Raw genomic sequence first — 15,171 nt, 5'->3', positions numbered from 1 at the left:
TCTGGGGAAAGGGAGTCGGTGGGACGGGACCGGCGGCGGTCGGTTGTACTCCGGCCGCCGCCGGTCGTGAGCCGTGGGGCTCCGACGGCCGGGAGCTGCCGCCGAAAGGCTTCGTGAGCCGTCAGTTGCCGAAGGCCATCATGGTCTTCGTCTCCAGCTCTTCCTTGTCGTTCCTGGCGCTGACCCGGCCGCTCGCGATGAAGGAGCGGCCGTCCGCGTAGACGATCTTCGAGTTGTAGAAGTCGTTCTCGATCTCGGCCGTCGACGCGGGGTGCTGCAGCAGCATCCGCGGGGTGCCGCCGGTCGGTGCGAGGGTGGCGATGCCGCCGCCCTTCTCGTAGCCGGCCTCCATGTAGAGCAGCACGTTGCCGCCCTCCATGCGCAGCGGCTTCACCGTGCGCTCGGCCGGGGCCGCGGCCTTCCACTTGGGCTTGCCGGTGTTCAGGTCGAACGCCACGACCTTGTTCGTACGGGCGGTGCCGCTGGAGTCCGGCGTGGTCGACATGTAGAAGGTGTTGGCGTCGGCGGCGACCCCGGTGCAGCCGTCGAGGGACTTGCCGAAGATGGCGAAGGCGCTGCCGCAGTCCGGTGCGAACTTGTCGCCCTTGTCGCTGACGATGCCGGAGCGGAAGGTCCCGTTCTGCTTCAGCGAGAGGATGCTCCACTGCTTGTCCTTCTTCAGCGAGACCACCAGCGGGTTCACCGAGTAGACCCGGTCGATCTCCCAGCCGCGCTTGGGCCGGTACGTCCACCGGGGCTTGCCCGTGACCGGGTCGAGCTCCTGGAGCTGGTGCTGCGGATTGACGGAGTCGCCGGCGCGGCAGTTGGAGGCGGCGATGAGCTTGGACCCGCCGGCGAAGGCGAACGGCTGGCAGATGCCCGACGGCTTGCCGAACAGTTCCTTGCCGTCGCTGACCCGGTAGGCGTTGGAGTTCCCGGTGCGCCCGACCGTCACGGTGTCGCCGCTGATGGCCAGCGAGATGTCCGAAAGGAAGTCCCAGGTGCCGTTCTGCTTGATCGCCTTCTTCCAGCCGGCCTTGCCGGTGTTGAGGTCGATCATCTGGAGATCCGCGCAGTCCGCCTTGTCGGTGGTGCCGTTCTTGACCCCGATGACGATCTTGCCGTCGGCCGCGGGCTGCGAGGGCGCCGCGCACAGGTCGGCGGGCAGCTTGAGGGTCCACTTCTGCTTGCCGTCGGCCGCGGAGTAGCCGGAGACCGAGCGGTACATGGCCTTGACGATCGTGTCGCCGACCGCCCAGGGGCCGTACACATCGGCGCCGTCGCGCGGCAGGTCGACGTCGTTCTTCTGCAGCCAGAGGACCTTCGCCTCGCCGGACTTGCGCCCGGCGTTGAGGTCGCCGTCGGCGCCGCGGCCCTCGCCGTCACCGTTGCCGTTGCCCTCGTTGACGGAGGGCGAGGTGCTCGGCTTGGCGTCCCCGCTCTCCTTCGCAATCGGCTTCTTGTCGTCGTCTCCGCCGCTCGTGGCGACGAAGATGCCGCCGCCGATCACGAGGAGCGCGGCGGCCGCGGCGCCGATGATGATCGCGGGCTTGCGCTTGGAGGAGCCGCCACCGCCCGGACCGACGGGGGCCGGTGCGCCGGGGTACTGCTGCTGCGGGTAGCCGTAACCGGGCTGCTGGCCGTACGGACCCGGCTGTTGGGCGTACGGGCCCGGCTGCTGGGCGTAGGGGCCCGGCTGTTGGGCGTACGGGCCCGGCTGCTGCTGCCCGTACGGGCCGGGCTGCTGGGCCGGCTGCTGCGGGTAGCCGTAGCCGGGGGCCTGGCCCGGAGGCTGAGCGGGTGCCTGCGGGTAGCCGTAGCCCGGCTGGGCGGGCGGCGGGGTCTGCGGCGGGCCCTGGGGCGGCTGAGGACTTCCCGGCGGCGGCTCCTGCGGCGCGCCGAAGCCGCCCTGCGGCGGTTCCTGGCTGGGCGGCTGGGTCATCAGCACGTCCCCCTTCGTGCGGTCCGGTGCCCGGTCCGGTCTCCCCCGCGATTCCGCGGAGCACCACGGGGGCGAAACCCCCCTGAATTTCCCGGAAAGGAGCGAATCAGGCATGGATCCCGCGGCGTTACGTCAGTCGAGCGGGGCTTCTTTGTACCACCCGCAAGACCTCGGGCACCGGGTCGGTCCGCCCCCTGTTCCCAAGGGAGAACCGCCCCGTGATGCCTCCGTTACGCCTCATTGCCCGTCAGCTGCCGAAGGCCGCCATCGACTTCGCCCGCATCTCGTCCCCGTCCTCGATCCCGGTGATGCTCGTGCTCAGGAGGAAAGAGCGGCCGTTCAGGTAGGCGACCCGGGTGTCGAAGAGATCGCGTTCGGCCTCCGCCCCCGAGGCCGGGTGCCGGAGCACCATCTGCGGTGTGCCGCCGGTCGGCGGGAGGGACGCGATGCCGCCGCCCTTGTTCTTCGCCGGCGACAGGTACATCAGCACCTTGCCGCCCTCCACCCGCATCGGCATCAGGGTCTGCCCGGCGGGGGCCGCGGCCTTCCACTTGGTCTGGCCGCTGGCCAGATCGAAGGCGACGACCTTGTTGGTGGGGGCGGGGTCGGACTCGTCGGGCTTGGTCGCCAGGTAGACCGTCCTGTCGTCGGCCGCCACCCCGAGGCAGTTGTCGAGGTTCTTGCCGACGGAGACGACGTCGGTGTCGCACTGCGTCTTGTAGTTCTCGGTGCCACCGACCAGTTGGGAGCGGTAGGTACCGTCCGCGTTGAGCATGATGATGGCCCAGTTCTGCCCCTTCTTCAGCGATACGACCAGCGGGCTGACCGAGTAGAACTGCGCGACCTCCCAGCCCTTCTTGACCTTGTACGTCCACAGGACCTTGCCGGTCGCGGGGTCGATCCGCTCCACCAGCTGTTCCTTGTGGTCGTCCGCCGCCGTCTGGCAGCTGGCCGCGGCGACCGCGACGGGGCCGCTCGCGAAGCCGAACGGCTGGCAGTTGCCCGGCAGTTTCCCGAAGAGCACCTTGCCGTCGCCGACCCGGAAGGCATCCGTCCTGGTCTTGCGCCCGACGGTCACGGTGTCGCCGTTGATCGCCATCGCGGGGTCGGAGAGCAGGTCCCAGGTGCCCTGCCGCTCGTACGTCCGGTGCCAGCCGGCCTTGCCGGTCGTGAGGTCGACCATCTGGAGCCCGTTGCAGAGCGCCTGGTCGCCGTGACCGGTCTCGATCCCGAGGACGATCTTGCCGTCGGCGGTGGCCTGCGAGGGGGCCGCGCACATGGCGGACGGCAGGCGCAGGCTCCACTTCTGACTGCCGTCGGCGACCGAATAGCCGGAGACGGTGTGGAACATCGCCTTGACGACGGTGTCGCCGACGAACCAGGGGCCGTACACGTCCGAGCCGATGCGCGGCAGGTCGACGCCCCCCTCCTGGAGCCAGAGGACCTTCGCCTCGCCCGGCTTGCGCTTGGCGTTGATCCCGTCGACCTCCGGGCGGAGGTCGCGCGGCCCCTGGTCCTTCTTCTTGTCCTTGCCCTTGGACTTGCCGTCGTCGGTGGGCGAGGTGGGCCCGGGGTCGGCGCTCTTCTTCGCCGTGGGCTGCGTCCCGTCGCCGCCGCTCGTGGCCAGCCAGACGCCACCGCCCGCCAGCAGCACCACCGCGAGCACGGCACCGACGACCTTCCCGCGCCTGCCCCGGAAGAACCCGCCGCCACCGCTTCCCGCGGGACCGGGCTGCGGCTGCGGCTGCATGCCGTACGGACCGGGCTGGGTCGGCGCATCGTACGGACCGGGCTGCGGCGGCGCGCCGTACGGGCCGGGCGGCTGCGTGCCGTACGGGCCCGGCTGCGCGGGGGTGCCGTACGGACCCGCGGTCTGACCGGGCGGCTGGGTCCCGTACGGACCCGACGGGGGATCGTACGGAGCCCCGAAGCCTCCCTGCGGCGGTTGCTGGCCGGGCGGCTGGGTCATCAGCACGTCCCCCTTCGTGCGGTCCGGTGCCCGGTCCGGTCTCCCCCGCGATCCCGCGGAGTCGGAAGGGGCGGCAAACCCCCTGGGCTCCACGGGAAGGAGCGGATCGGGCATGGATCCCGCGGTGTCACGACTGTCGGGCGGGGCTTCTTTGTACCACCCGCGTCACCGCGGACACCGGGTCGGTCCGCACCCTGTCCCCAACGGGGAACAGCCCGGTGATGTCCCCGTTACGCCCGACCTGAACTGACTGCCAGTCAGCCGACCAATCAGCCAGCCAGCCAGTCGGTCAGTCGGTCAGTCGCCGAAAGAGATCATGGTCTTCATCGCGATCTCTTCCTCGTCGGTGACTCCGCTGACGAAGGCATGCATGAGCAGGGAGCGCCCGTTCACGTAGGCGACCCGGGGAGTGGAGAAGCCGCGCTCCACCTCGGCCGCCGACGCCGGATGCCGCAGGACCGGCTGGAGGGTGCCGCCTGTCGGGGCGAGCGACATGACGCCGCCCCCCGTGCCCTTGGTCGCGCCCAGGTAGATCAGCACCTTGCCGCCCTCCATCCGCATCGGCGTCAGGGTCTGCCCGGCAGGTGCCGCAACCTTCCACTTGGACTTGCCGGTGGCCAGATCGAAGGCGACGACCGCGTTGGTCATGTCGGAGCCGACGTACTCGGGCTTCGTCGCCATGTAGAAGGTGTTCGCGTCCGCCGCGACCCCCAGGCAGTTGTCGACGTTCTTGCCCCGGGTGAGCAGGTCACCGCCGCACCGCGTCTCGTAGTCGTCGGTGCCACCGGTCAGCTGGGACCGGTACGTGCCATCGGAGTTGAGCACGGCGATGGCCCAGTTCTTCTCCCCCTTCCTCAGGGAGACGACCAGTGGACTGACCGAGTAGAACTGGTCGACCTGCCAGCCCTTCTTGACCTTGTACTTCCACCGGACCTTCCCGCTGACCGGGTCGATCCGCTCCACCAGCTGTTCCTTGTGGTCGTCGGCCTCGGTCTGGCAGCTGGCCGCGGCGATCCCCAGTGGGCCGCTCGCGAAGCCGAACGGCTGGCAGTTGCCCGGCAGTTTGCCCCACAGCGCCTTGCCGTCACTGACCCGGAAGGCATCCGTCCGGCTGGTCCGTCCCACGGTCAGAACGTCTCCGTTGATCGCCATCGCCACGTCGGAGAGCCCGTCCCAGAGACCGGGCCGCTCGTACGACTTGCGCCAGCCCGCCTTCCCCGAGGCGAGGTCGATCATCTGAAGGCTTTCGCAGGACGCGTCGCTCGCGGTGCCGCGCTCGATCCCGATCACGATCTTGCCGTCGGCGGTCGGCTGTGTGGGGGCGGCGCAGACGTCGGACGGCAGACGCAGACTCCACTTCCGCGTACCGTCCACGGCCGAATAGCCGGACACCGTCCGGTACATGGCCTTGACCACGATGCCCCCGACGATCCAGGGCCCGTATGCGTCGGAGCCGTTGCGGGGCAGGTCGACACCGTTCTTCTGGATCCAGAGGACCTTCGCCTCGCCGGACTTGCGCCCGGCGTTGAGCTTCTCGGCGGTGTCGCGGTCCACGACCGCCTTGCCCTTGCCCTTGCCCTTGCCGTCATCGGCGGGGGGCGAGGAGCTCGGCTGCCCGGCGACGGGCTTCTTCTCGCGGTCGCCGTCGCCCTTGCTCGTGGCGAACCAGACGCCGCCGCCCACGATCAGGCAGACGGCAAGCACGGCGGCGACCACGACCGCGGGCTTCCCCTTGAAACGCCCGCCACGACCGGGCCCGCCGGGAGGCTGCGGTTGCGGTTGTGGTTGCGGTTGTGGCTGCGGATAGCCGTATCCGGGCCCGCCGTAACCCCCCGGCGTCTGCTGTCCGTACGACTGCGGGGGCTGCCCGTACGGCTGTGAGGGCTGCCCGTACGGCTGCGGAGGCTGCCCGTACGGCTGCGGAGGCTGCCCGTACGGCTGTGAGGGCTGCCCGTACGGCTGCGCGGGCTGCCCGTACGGCTGTGAGGGCTGCCCGTACGGCTGTGAGGGCTGCCCGTACGGCTGTGGGGGCTGCCCGTACTGGCCGGGTTGCGGCTCGTACGGAGCCCCGAAGCCCCCCTGCGGCGGTTGCTGGCCGGGCGGCTGGGTCACCAGCACGTCCCCCTTCGTGCGGACCGTTCCGGCTTCTGCGCCGGGCAAGGTTTCTTTCTATCACCCGCCCCACGAGCCCAAACGGTCACACCTGACGCACCGTATCGATCAGGCGTCCTCGGCCAGTTCCAGCCAGCGCATCTCCAACTCGTCCCGTTCGGCGACCAGTTCACGCAGCTCCGCGTCGAGCTTGGCCACCTTCTCGAAGTCCGTGGCGTGCTCCGCAATCTGTGCGTGCAGCGTGGTCTCCCGGGTCGACATCTTGTCGAGCTGCCGCTCGACCTTCTGGAGCTCCTTCTTCGCCGCACGGGCCGCCTGCGGGGAGACCGCCGCGGCCGGCGCGGCATTCTCCTTGGCCGCCGCGGGTGCGGCGGAGGGCGTGGCCGCCTCCTCCATCCGCTGCCTGCGCTCCAGGTACTCGTCGATCCCGCGCGGCAGCATCCGCAGCGTGCGGTCGCCGAGCAGCGCCATCACCCGGTCCGTGGTCCGCTCGATGAAGAACCGGTCGTGGGAGATCACGATCATCGATCCGGGCCAGCCGTCGAGGAGGTCCTCCAGCTGGGTCAGGGTCTCGATGTCGAGGTCGTTGGTGGGCTCGTCGAGGAAGAGGACGTTCGGCTCGTCCATCAGCAGGCGCAGGATCTGGAGCCGGCGCCGCTCACCGCCCGAGAGGTCGCCGACCGGGGTCCACTGCTTCTCCTTCGAGAAGCCGAACTGCTCGCAGAGCTGGCCCGCGGTCATCTCGCGGCCCTTGCCGAGGTCGACCCGGTCCCGCACCTGCTGCACCGCTTCGAGCACCCGCAGGTTCGGATTGAGTTCGGAGACCTCCTGGGAGAGGTAGGCGAGCCTGACGGTCTTGCCGACGACGACCTTCCCGGCCGCGGGCTGCTCCTCGCCCTGGGTGCGGGCCGCCTCGGCGAGCGCCCGCAGCAGCGAGGTCTTGCCCGCGCCGTTGACCCCGACCAGGCCGATCCGGTCACCGGGGCCGAGCTGCCAGGTGAGGTGGGTGAGCAGCGTCTTGGGGCCGGCCTGGACGGTCACGTCCTCCAGGTCGAAGACGGTCTTGCCGAGCCGGGCGTTGGCGAACTTCATCAGCTCGCTGGTGTCGCGCGGCGGCGGCACGTCGGCGATCAGTTCGTTGGCCGCCTCGATGCGGTAGCGCGGCTTGGAGGTGCGGGCGGGGGCGCCGCGGCGCAGCCAGGCCAGCTCCTTGCGCATCAGGTTCTGCCGCTTGGACTCCTCGGTCGCGGCGATCCGCTCCCGCTCGGCCCGTGCGAAGACGTAGTCGCTGTAGCCGCCCTCGTACTCGTGGACCGTGCCGCGCTGGACGTCCCACATGCGCGTGCAGACCTGGTCGAGGAACCAGCGGTCGTGGGTGACGCAGACGAGTGCGGAGCGGCGGGCGCGCAGGTGTCCGGCCAGCCAGGAGATGCCCTCGACGTCGAGGTGGTTGGTGGGCTCGTCGAGGACGATCAGGTCCTGCTCGGCGATGAGCAGCTTGGCCAGCGCGATCCGGCGCCGCTCGCCGCCGGAGAGCGGGGCGATGACGGTGTCCAGGCCGTGCTCGAAGCCCGGCAGGGCGAGCCCGCCGAAGAGCCCGGTGAGGACGTCGCGGATCTTGGCGCTGCCCGCCCACTCGTGGTCGGCGAGGTCGCCGATCACCTCGTGGCGGATGGTCGCCTGCGGGTCGAGCGAGTCGTGCTGGGTGAGGACGCCGAGCCGCAGCCCGCCGTTGTGGGTGACGCGTCCGCTGTCCGCCTCCTCCAGCCGGGCGAGCATCCGGATGAGCGTCGTCTTGCCGTCGCCGTTGCGGCCCACGACACCGATCCGGTCTCCCTCGGACACCCCGAGGGACACTCCGTCGAGCAGGGCACGGGTGCCGTACACCTTGCTGACCTGCTCGACATTGACCAGATTGACGGCCATTTCACTCCTGCCCGGGGGGATCGATCGGCTTCCCAGGGTACGGGGCGGCGGCGGTGCGATGCCCGCTCGCCCTTGCCGTCCCTCCCTGGTGGCAGGCGCGGTCAGACGACGGCCGCGCCCGGTGCCGGGGACACCGCGGCCCGTGCGTTCCGGCAGGTGCCCGAGGTGAGCAGGGCCTCGGCCACCTTCTGCGCCGACTCCGCGTCCGCCACCAGGAACGCGGTGGTCGGCCCGGAGCCCGAGACCAGGGCGGCCAGGGCACCGGCCGCGGTGCCTGCGGCGAGGGTGTCGGCGAGCGAGGGGCGCAGGGAGAGCGCGGCGGGCTGGAGGTCGTTGGAGAGCGCCTCGGCGAGCGCGGCGGGGTCGCCGGTGCGCAGGGCGTCGAGGAGCGCCGGGGAGGCTTCCGGTACGGGGACGTCGGTGTCCGCCGTCAGCCGGTCGAACTCGCCGTAGACGGCCGGGGTGGAGAGCCCGCCGTCGGCGACCGCGAAGACCCAGTGGAAGGTGCCGCCGACGTCGACCGGGGTCAGCCGCTCGCCGCGTCCGGTGCCGAGGGCGGCGCCGCCGACCAGGCTGAACGGGACGTCGCTGCCCAGCTCCGCGCAGATGGCGAGGAGCTCGTCCCGGGTGGCGCCGGTGGACCAGAGGGCGTCGCAGGCCAGCAGCGCGGCAGCGCCGTCGGCGCTGCCGCCCGCCATGCCGCCCGCGACGGGGATGTCCTTGGCGATGTGGATGTGCACATCGGGCGCGATGCCGTGCCGCTCGGCCAGCGCGATGGCGGCGCGGGCGGCGAGGTTCGTCGCGTCCAGCGGGACCTGGGCGGCGTCCGGGCCGGAGCAGGTGAGGCGCAGCTCGTCGGCGGGGGTGACGGTGACCTCGTCGTACAGGCCGACGGCGAGGAAGACATTGGCCAGGTCGTGGAAGCCGTCGGGGCGCGGGGCGCCGACCGCGAGCTGGACGTTGACCTTGGCGGGTACGCGGACGGTGACGCTCACTCGCCACTCCCGGTGGGCTTGTTCTCGGCGATGGCGGCGAACTCCTCGACCGTCAGCGCCTCGCCGCGGGCCTGCGGCGAGATCCCGGCGGCGACCAGGGCCGCCTCGGCGGCGGGGGCGGAGCCAGCCCAGCCGGCCAGGGCCGCCCGCAGTGTCTTGCGGCGCTGGGCGAAGGCCGCGTCGACGACCGCGAAGACCTCGGCCCTGCTCGCGCTCGTCGCGATCGGCTCCGTGCGCCGGACCAGGGACACCAGACCGGAGTCGACGTTCGGGGCGGGCCAGAAGACGTTGCGGCCGATGGAGCCGGCCCGCTTGACGTCCGCGTACCAGTTGGCCTTCACGGACGGCACGCCGTAGACCTTGTTGCCCGGCCGCGCGGCCAGCCGGTCGGCGACCTCGGCCTGGACCATGACGAGGGTGCGCTCGATGGACGGGAAGCGCTCCAGCATGGTCAGCAGGACCGGCACGGCGACGTTGTACGGCAGGTTCGCGACCAGCGCGGTGGGCGCCGGGCCGGGCAGCTCCCGGACCAGCATCGCGTCGGAGTGCACCAGGGCGAACCGGTCGGCACGCCCCGGCATCCGGGCGGCGACGGTGGACGGCAGCGCGCCCGCCAGCACGTCGTCGATCTCGACGGCGACGACCCGGTCCGCCGCCTCCAGCAGCGCCAGGGTCAACGAGCCGAGCCCCGGACCGACTTCGACGACGACGTCGTCCGGGCGGACTTCCGCCGTCCGCACGATCCGGCGGACCGTATTGGCGTCGATGACGAAGTTCTGACCGCGCTGCTTGGTCGGGCGTACGCCCAGCGCGGCGGCCAGCTCGCGGATGTCTGCGGGGCCCAGGAGGGCGTCGGGCTCAGTGGTGCTCACCTGTAAAGCGTAAGGCGCCTCGCGGTTCGTGCCCGCCGCCCTGCCGCTCAGTAGTCGAAGGCCCGTGCCGTGTTGTCGGCGATTGCCGCCGCCAGGGTGTCCTCGTCGACCCCCTTCACCTCGGCCATCGCACGGAGCGTGACCGGGATGAGATACGGCGCGTTGGGCCGGCCGCGGTACGGGGCGGGCGTCAGGAACGGTGCGTCCGTCTCGACCAGGACCAGCTCCGTCGGGGCGACGGAGAGGGCGTCCCGCAGCGGCTGGGCGTTCTTGAAGGTGACATTGCCCGCGAAGGACATGAAGTACCCGGCGTCCGCGCAGATCCGGGCCATGTCGGCGTCGCCGGAGTAGCAGTGGAACACGGTCCGTTCGGGGGCGCCCGCGTCGGCGAGGACGCGCAGCACGTCCGCGTGCGCCTCGCGATCGTGGATGACCAGCGCCTTGCCGTGCCGTTTGGCGATCTCGATGTGGGCCCGGAAGGACTCCTCCTGGGCGGCCATGCCCTCGGGGCCCGTACGGAAGTAGTCCAGTCCGGTCTCGCCGACGCCCCGTACGTGGTCGAGCGCGGCCAGCGCGTCGATCTCCGCGAGCGCCTCGTGCAGCGCCGCCTGTCCGCCCGCTTCGCGCGCCCCCTGGCGCGAGGTGCCGTCGGGGTCGCCGTGCACGATGCGCGGTGCCTCGTTGGGGTGCAGGGCGACCGCCGCGTGCACGTTCGCGTGTGCGGCGGCGGTCTCGGCGGCCCAGCGCGAGCCGGCCACGTCGCACCCCACCTGGATCACGGTGGTCACATTGACCGCCGCGGCCCTGGCCAGGCCTTCCTCGACGGTCGCGTCCTGCATGTCCAGGTGGGTGTGCGAATCGGCGACCGGTACCCGGAGGGGTTCGGGCAGCGGCGGGGCTTCGGTACGGCTCATGACGACGATCGTACGAGGACGCGCCGGTGGGCCCCGCTCGCGGTGGAGCCGGTGGGGCTACCTCCGGTGGAAGGGGTGCAGCAGGTCGGACAGGTGCCAGTGGTGTCCGGTGCCCGCGGGGGCGGCGGCCACGGCCTCGTCGCCCTCGTTCGCCGGCCGTGCCGGCCGGGGGTTGTTGTGGAGCAGCTGCTGGACGGTCGAGACCCGGCCGGACCGCATGATGCGGACCACGTGTCCGCCGCAGTTCGCGCAGCTGGGCCTGGACAGGGGGGAGGGAACCCGCTCCCCGTCCGCCTTGTATATGACGAAGGCCTTGTTTGATCCGTCGACGTGGTGCTCTATTTCGTAGGCCTGCTCCCAGCCGTGTCCGCACCTCATGCAGGCGAAGGCGTATGCCTCGTGTGCGGTGGTTGCTGCGATGTCGCTCATGCCCGCTCCTTTGTCCGCCGGACAGGCACTCCGGGCAAGCGCCCCGGAGATTGCGTCCCTGATTCAGTGGACGCCTTTACTGGCAGGAACGCATCGGGCCCTGTCGACTGTTGGAGCGCTTTTGGCCTTCTCGTGGCAGAAAGGTGCGTTGCGCGACTCTGGCTTTGCTTTTTACGCTAGTCCTTTGCCCTCCGCGGGTACGGTTCGCGCCGCATTCTTTGCCGCGACGACCGCGTCGAACACTTCGCGCTTGGGCAGCCCCGCGTCGGCGGCGACGGCGGCAATCGCCTCCTTGCGCCGCTCCCCCGCCTCCTCGCGCACCCGCACCCTGCGCACCAGCTCCTCGGCGTCCAGCTCCTCGGGCCCGGATTCGGCCGCGCCCTCGACGACGACGGTGATCTCGCCGCGTACTCCTTCGGCCGCCCAGACCGCCAGCTCGCCCAGCGGGCCGCGCTTCACTTCCTCGTACGTCTTGGTCAGCTCCCGGCACACGGCGGCCCTGCGGTCGGCGCCGAAGACCTCGGCCATCGCGGCGAGGGTGTCGTCGAGCCGGTGCGGGGCCTCGAAGAAGACCATGGTCCGGCGCTCGTCGGCGACCTCGCGCAGTCGGCCGAGCCGTTCGCCCGCCTTGCGGGGCAGGAAGCCCTCGAAGCAGAAGCGGTCGACGGGCAGCGCGGACAGGGCGAGCGCCGTCAGCACGGCGGACGGGCCGGGGACCGCGGTGACCTTGATGTCCTTCTCCACGGCGGCGGCCACGAGCCGGTAGCCGGGGTCGGAGACGGACGGCATCCCGGCGTCCGTGACCAGCAGGACGCGGGCGCCGCCGGTCAGCGCCTCGACGAGTTCGGGCGTACGGGCCGACTCGTTGCCCTCGAAGTAGGAGACGACCCGCCCCGTGGTGTGGATGCCGAGCGCCTGGGTGAGGCGGCGCAGCCGCCGGGTGTCCTCGGCGGCGACGACGTCCGCCGTCTCCAGTTCGGCGGCAAGGCGTGGCGGGGCGTCCGCCACATCGCCGATGGGGGTTCCTGCGAGTACCAGCGTTCCAGTCGTTCCAGTCACAAGAGCCATCCTCCCAGCACGGGCGACAGCGCTCGCACAGCAGCGTTCCCTACGATGGCGCGGTGACGAGTACTGCGCCCGAAGCCCGACAGGGCCAAGACGCCGGGGAACCGCACGGCGAAGAACCGGCCTCCTGGCAGCAGCGGCTGCGCCGCTTCGGCCATTCGCCCCGGCCCGGGATCGGGCTGCGCGAGCGGCTTGTCCCGCCGTTCACCAGGCCCGGCGCCCAGCTGTGGGCGGTGCTCGGGATCTCCCCGCCGATGGCCGAGCGCCTGGTGCGGTGGTCGGCGTGGGGCGGTCCGCTGCTGGTGGCGCTGGTCGCCGGGGTGCTGCGGTTCTGGAATCTGGGCAGCCCGCACGCGCTGATATTCGACGAGACGTACTACGCCAAGGACTCCTGGGCCCTGATCAACCAGGGGTACGAGGGCGACTGGCCCAAGGACATCGACAAGCTGATCCTCGAAGACCCGTCGAAGGTGCACATCCCGGTGGACCCGGGCTATGTGGTGCACCCGCCGGTCGGCAAGTGGATCATCGGGCTCGGTGAGCACTTCTTCGGGTTCACGCCGTTCGGCTGGCGGTTCATGGTGGCGGTGCTCGGCACGCTGTCGGTGCTGATGCTGTGCCGGATCGGGCGGCGGCTGTTCCGCTCGACGTTCCTGGGCTGTCTGGCGGGCACCCTGCTCGCCGTCGACGGTCTGCATTTCGTGATGAGCCGCACCGCGCTGCTCGACCTGGTGCTGATGTTCTTCGTGCTGGCGGCGTTCGGCGCCCTGCTGATCGACCGCGACTGGGCGCGGCGCAGACTCGCCGCGGCGCTGCCGGTCGACGAGGAGGGGGTGCTGCGCCCCGACGTGGGGGTCGCGGAGAATCTGCGGCTCGGCTGGCGTCCCTGGCGGATCACCGCGGGCCTGATGCTGGGACTGGCCTTCGCCACCAAGTGGAACGGCCTGTACATCATGGTCGGCTTCGGCCTGATGACGGTGCTGTGGGATGTGGGCGCGCGCCGGACCGCGGGTGCGGTCCGTCCGTACCTGGCGGTGCTGAAGCGGGATCTGCTGCCCGCGTTCGTCTCGACGGTCCCGGTCGCGCTCCTCACGTATCTCGTCTCCTGGACCGGCTGGATCGTCACCGGCAAGGGCTACTACCGGAACTGGGCGCAGACCGACGGCCGGGGCGGCAACTGGACATGGCTGCCGGACTGGCTGCGCAGCCTGTGGCACTACGAGTACCAGGTCTACGAATTCCATGTGAACCTCACGTCCGGCCACACCTACCAGTCCAATCCCTGGAGCTGGATCGTGCTCGGCCGGCCGGTCTCGTACTTCTGGAAGGAACAGCCGGGCTGCGAGGCGTCGGAGACCGGCAAGTGCGCGCGCGAGGTGCTGGCGATCGGGACACCGCTGCTGTGGTGGGCGGCGTGCTTCGCCCTGGTGTACGTGCTGTGGCGGTGGTTCTTCCGGCGCGACTGGCGGGCGGGTGCGATCGTCTGCGGTGTGGCGGCGGGCTGGCTGCCCTGGTTCTTCTACCAGGAGCGGACGATCTTCCTCTTCTACGCGGTCGTGTTCGTGCCGTTCCTGTGTCTCGCGGTGACGATGATGATCGGCGCGATGCTGGGCCCGGCGGCCGGGACCGGGCCGAAACAGGAGCTGGGCCTGATGACCGGCGATCCCTCGGGCGAGCGCCGGCGGACGCTGGGCGCGATTGCGGCGGGCGTCCTGGTCCTGCTGATCATCTGGAACTTCATCTACTTCTGGCCGATCTACACGGGCACGCCGATCCCCGACGGGTCGTGGCGGGACCGGATGTGGCTGGACACCTGGATCTAGGGCCTGTCCGGCGGATCAGGGTCGGACAGGGCGCGGCGGCTGGTGCGGTGCATCGCAAGGCGCCGGAGCGTCCTGATAGCGGAGCTATTCGGACGTTTCGGCAACGCTGCGAGGTGCCGTGTCAGCCGCCGCGACCCCGGCCATGATCCGCCGGACAGGCCCTAGCGGGGTGGAACCACAGGTTGCCGGCCGTCATCGGTGTCCGTAGGTTCTCCACGGTGAATCCGATGGAGACCCGGGGCCTCGCGTCGATGACCGACGAGGCCCGAATTCGCTGGGTGGCGCTGGGTGACACGACCCGGAAGCCACCCGTGGTCATGCTCCACGGCGGCCCAGGTCTGCCGGACTATCTGGGCGGCGTCGCCCCGATGATCGCGGACCTCGCGCCCGTGTACCGCTACGACCAGCGCGGCACGGGCGGGTCCCCGTGGCAGGGCCGCCATACCTTCGCCCGGCATGTCGACGACCTCGCCGAGCTTCTCGACGTATGGGACGCGCCTGCGGCCGTACTGATCGGGCACTCCTACGGCGCCACCCTGGCCGGCCGGTTCTGCATGGCCCACCCGGACCGGGTGGCCGCGATGCTGCTGATGTGCGGGCCGTTCGTCGGCGAGTGGCGCAGGGGGGACCGGGCGGAACGCGACCGCCGCATGTCCGCGACACAACAGGAGCGACTCCGCGCGCTGCAGCAGTTGCCGCACCGCACGGAGGACCAGGAAGTCGAGTTGCTCACGTTGTCCTGGTTCACCGACCACGCCGATCCCGAACGCGGTTGGCACTGGGCCGCGCAGGGTGCCCGGCAACGCCGCCCCGTCAACTGGCTCATGAACCGTGAACTCGGCGAGGAAGGACGTGCGGACCCGCTCGACCAGCACCTCGACGAGCTGCGCGGGTGCCTGCCCGCGCGGGTGGAGATCCTCGGCGGCGCCGATGACCCCCGCCCGCTGTCGGCACTCGAATCGCTCGCGCTCCGGCTGGATGTGCCACTGACACGGCTCGACGGCGCGGGACACGAACCCTGGCTCGACCAGCCCGAAGCCGCACGCGCGCACCTTCGGGGATTCGTGCGGGGCGCGGTGGGCCCGTAGGCCTTCGACCGGGACGCCGGGGCGGGCGGACGCCCG

At 71.1% G+C, this 15,171-nt stretch carries 11 protein-coding genes; 2 read left to right on the top strand and 9 right to left on the bottom strand.

Going from position 1 to position 15,171, the window contains the following annotated elements; translation table 11 throughout:
- Positions 1–121 precede the first annotated feature (121 nt).
- The 9 genes from OG520_RS24240 to rsmI all read right to left on the bottom strand — a co-directional run bounded on the left by OG520_RS24240 (position 122) and on the right by rsmI (position 12,227).
- Complete coding sequence (locus OG520_RS24240) at positions 122–1,942, bottom strand: PQQ-binding-like beta-propeller repeat protein (RefSeq protein WP_406014582.1); 1,821 nt, start codon at positions 1,940–1,942, stop codon at positions 122–124.
- 247 nt (positions 1,943–2,189) lie between these two features.
- Complete coding sequence (locus tag OG520_RS24235) at positions 2,190–3,911, bottom strand: PQQ-binding-like beta-propeller repeat protein (protein WP_406014581.1); 1,722 nt, start codon at positions 3,909–3,911, stop codon at positions 2,190–2,192.
- A gap of 297 nt (positions 3,912–4,208) precedes the next feature.
- Positions 4,209–6,023 carry a PQQ-binding-like beta-propeller repeat protein gene (locus tag OG520_RS24230; RefSeq protein WP_406016550.1) on the bottom strand — a complete coding sequence of 605 codons (1,815 nt, stop codon included), beginning with the start codon at positions 6,021–6,023 and terminating at the stop codon, positions 4,209–4,211.
- A 108-nt stretch (positions 6,024–6,131) separates the two neighbouring features.
- Complete coding sequence (locus tag OG520_RS24225; RefSeq protein ID WP_399327997.1) at positions 6,132–7,949, bottom strand: ABC-F family ATP-binding cassette domain-containing protein; 1,818 nt, start codon at positions 7,947–7,949, stop codon at positions 6,132–6,134.
- 101 nt (positions 7,950–8,050) lie between these two features.
- Entirely contained in the window at positions 8,051–8,944 is an 894-nt protein-coding gene (locus OG520_RS24220) for a 4-(cytidine 5'-diphospho)-2-C-methyl-D-erythritol kinase (protein WP_399327999.1), read from the bottom strand.
- A complete protein-coding gene (rsmA, locus tag OG520_RS24215) occupies positions 8,941–9,816 on the bottom strand; it encodes a 16S rRNA (adenine(1518)-N(6)/adenine(1519)-N(6))-dimethyltransferase RsmA (RefSeq protein ID WP_389975470.1) in 876 nt (291 codons plus the stop codon). The genes OG520_RS24220 and rsmA overlap by 4 nt, the downstream gene beginning before the upstream one ends.
- A 47-nt stretch (positions 9,817–9,863) precedes the next feature.
- The gene (locus tag OG520_RS24210) at positions 9,864–10,730 is read right to left on the bottom strand and encodes a TatD family hydrolase (RefSeq protein ID WP_406014580.1); all 867 of its coding nucleotides are present in this window, start codon (positions 10,728–10,730) and stop codon (positions 9,864–9,866) included.
- 57 nt (positions 10,731–10,787) lie between these two features.
- Positions 10,788–11,159, bottom strand: a complete 372-nt coding sequence (locus OG520_RS24205; RefSeq protein ID WP_266418266.1) for a hypothetical protein — start codon at positions 11,157–11,159, stop codon at positions 10,788–10,790.
- Positions 11,160–11,330: 171 nt separating this feature from the next.
- Positions 11,331–12,227 carry a 16S rRNA (cytidine(1402)-2'-O)-methyltransferase gene (gene rsmI, locus OG520_RS24200; RefSeq protein ID WP_266418264.1) on the bottom strand — a complete coding sequence of 299 codons (897 nt, stop codon included), beginning with the start codon at positions 12,225–12,227 and terminating at the stop codon, positions 11,331–11,333.
- A 53-nt stretch (positions 12,228–12,280) separates the two neighbouring features.
- Here rsmI and OG520_RS24195 point away from each other — a divergent pair, with 53 nt between their 5' ends.
- Positions 12,281–14,047, top strand: coding sequence for a dolichyl-phosphate-mannose--protein mannosyltransferase (locus OG520_RS24195; RefSeq protein WP_406014579.1), 1,767 nt, complete (start codon positions 12,281–12,283; stop codon positions 14,045–14,047).
- A 227-nt stretch (positions 14,048–14,274) separates the two neighbouring features.
- Positions 14,275–15,135 carry an alpha/beta fold hydrolase gene (locus OG520_RS24190; protein ID WP_406014578.1) on the top strand — a complete coding sequence of 287 codons (861 nt, stop codon included), beginning with the start codon at positions 14,275–14,277 and terminating at the stop codon, positions 15,133–15,135.
- Positions 15,136–15,171 lie beyond the last annotated feature (36 nt).

The sequence above is a fragment of the Streptomyces sp. NBC_00984 genome (genome assembly GCF_045162475.1).
In the GTDB taxonomy this organism is placed as follows: domain Bacteria; phylum Actinomycetota; class Actinomycetes; order Streptomycetales; family Streptomycetaceae; genus Streptomyces.
Note: the sequence above shows the minus strand (reverse complement) of the source record. Positions and strands in the feature narration are given on the sequence as shown.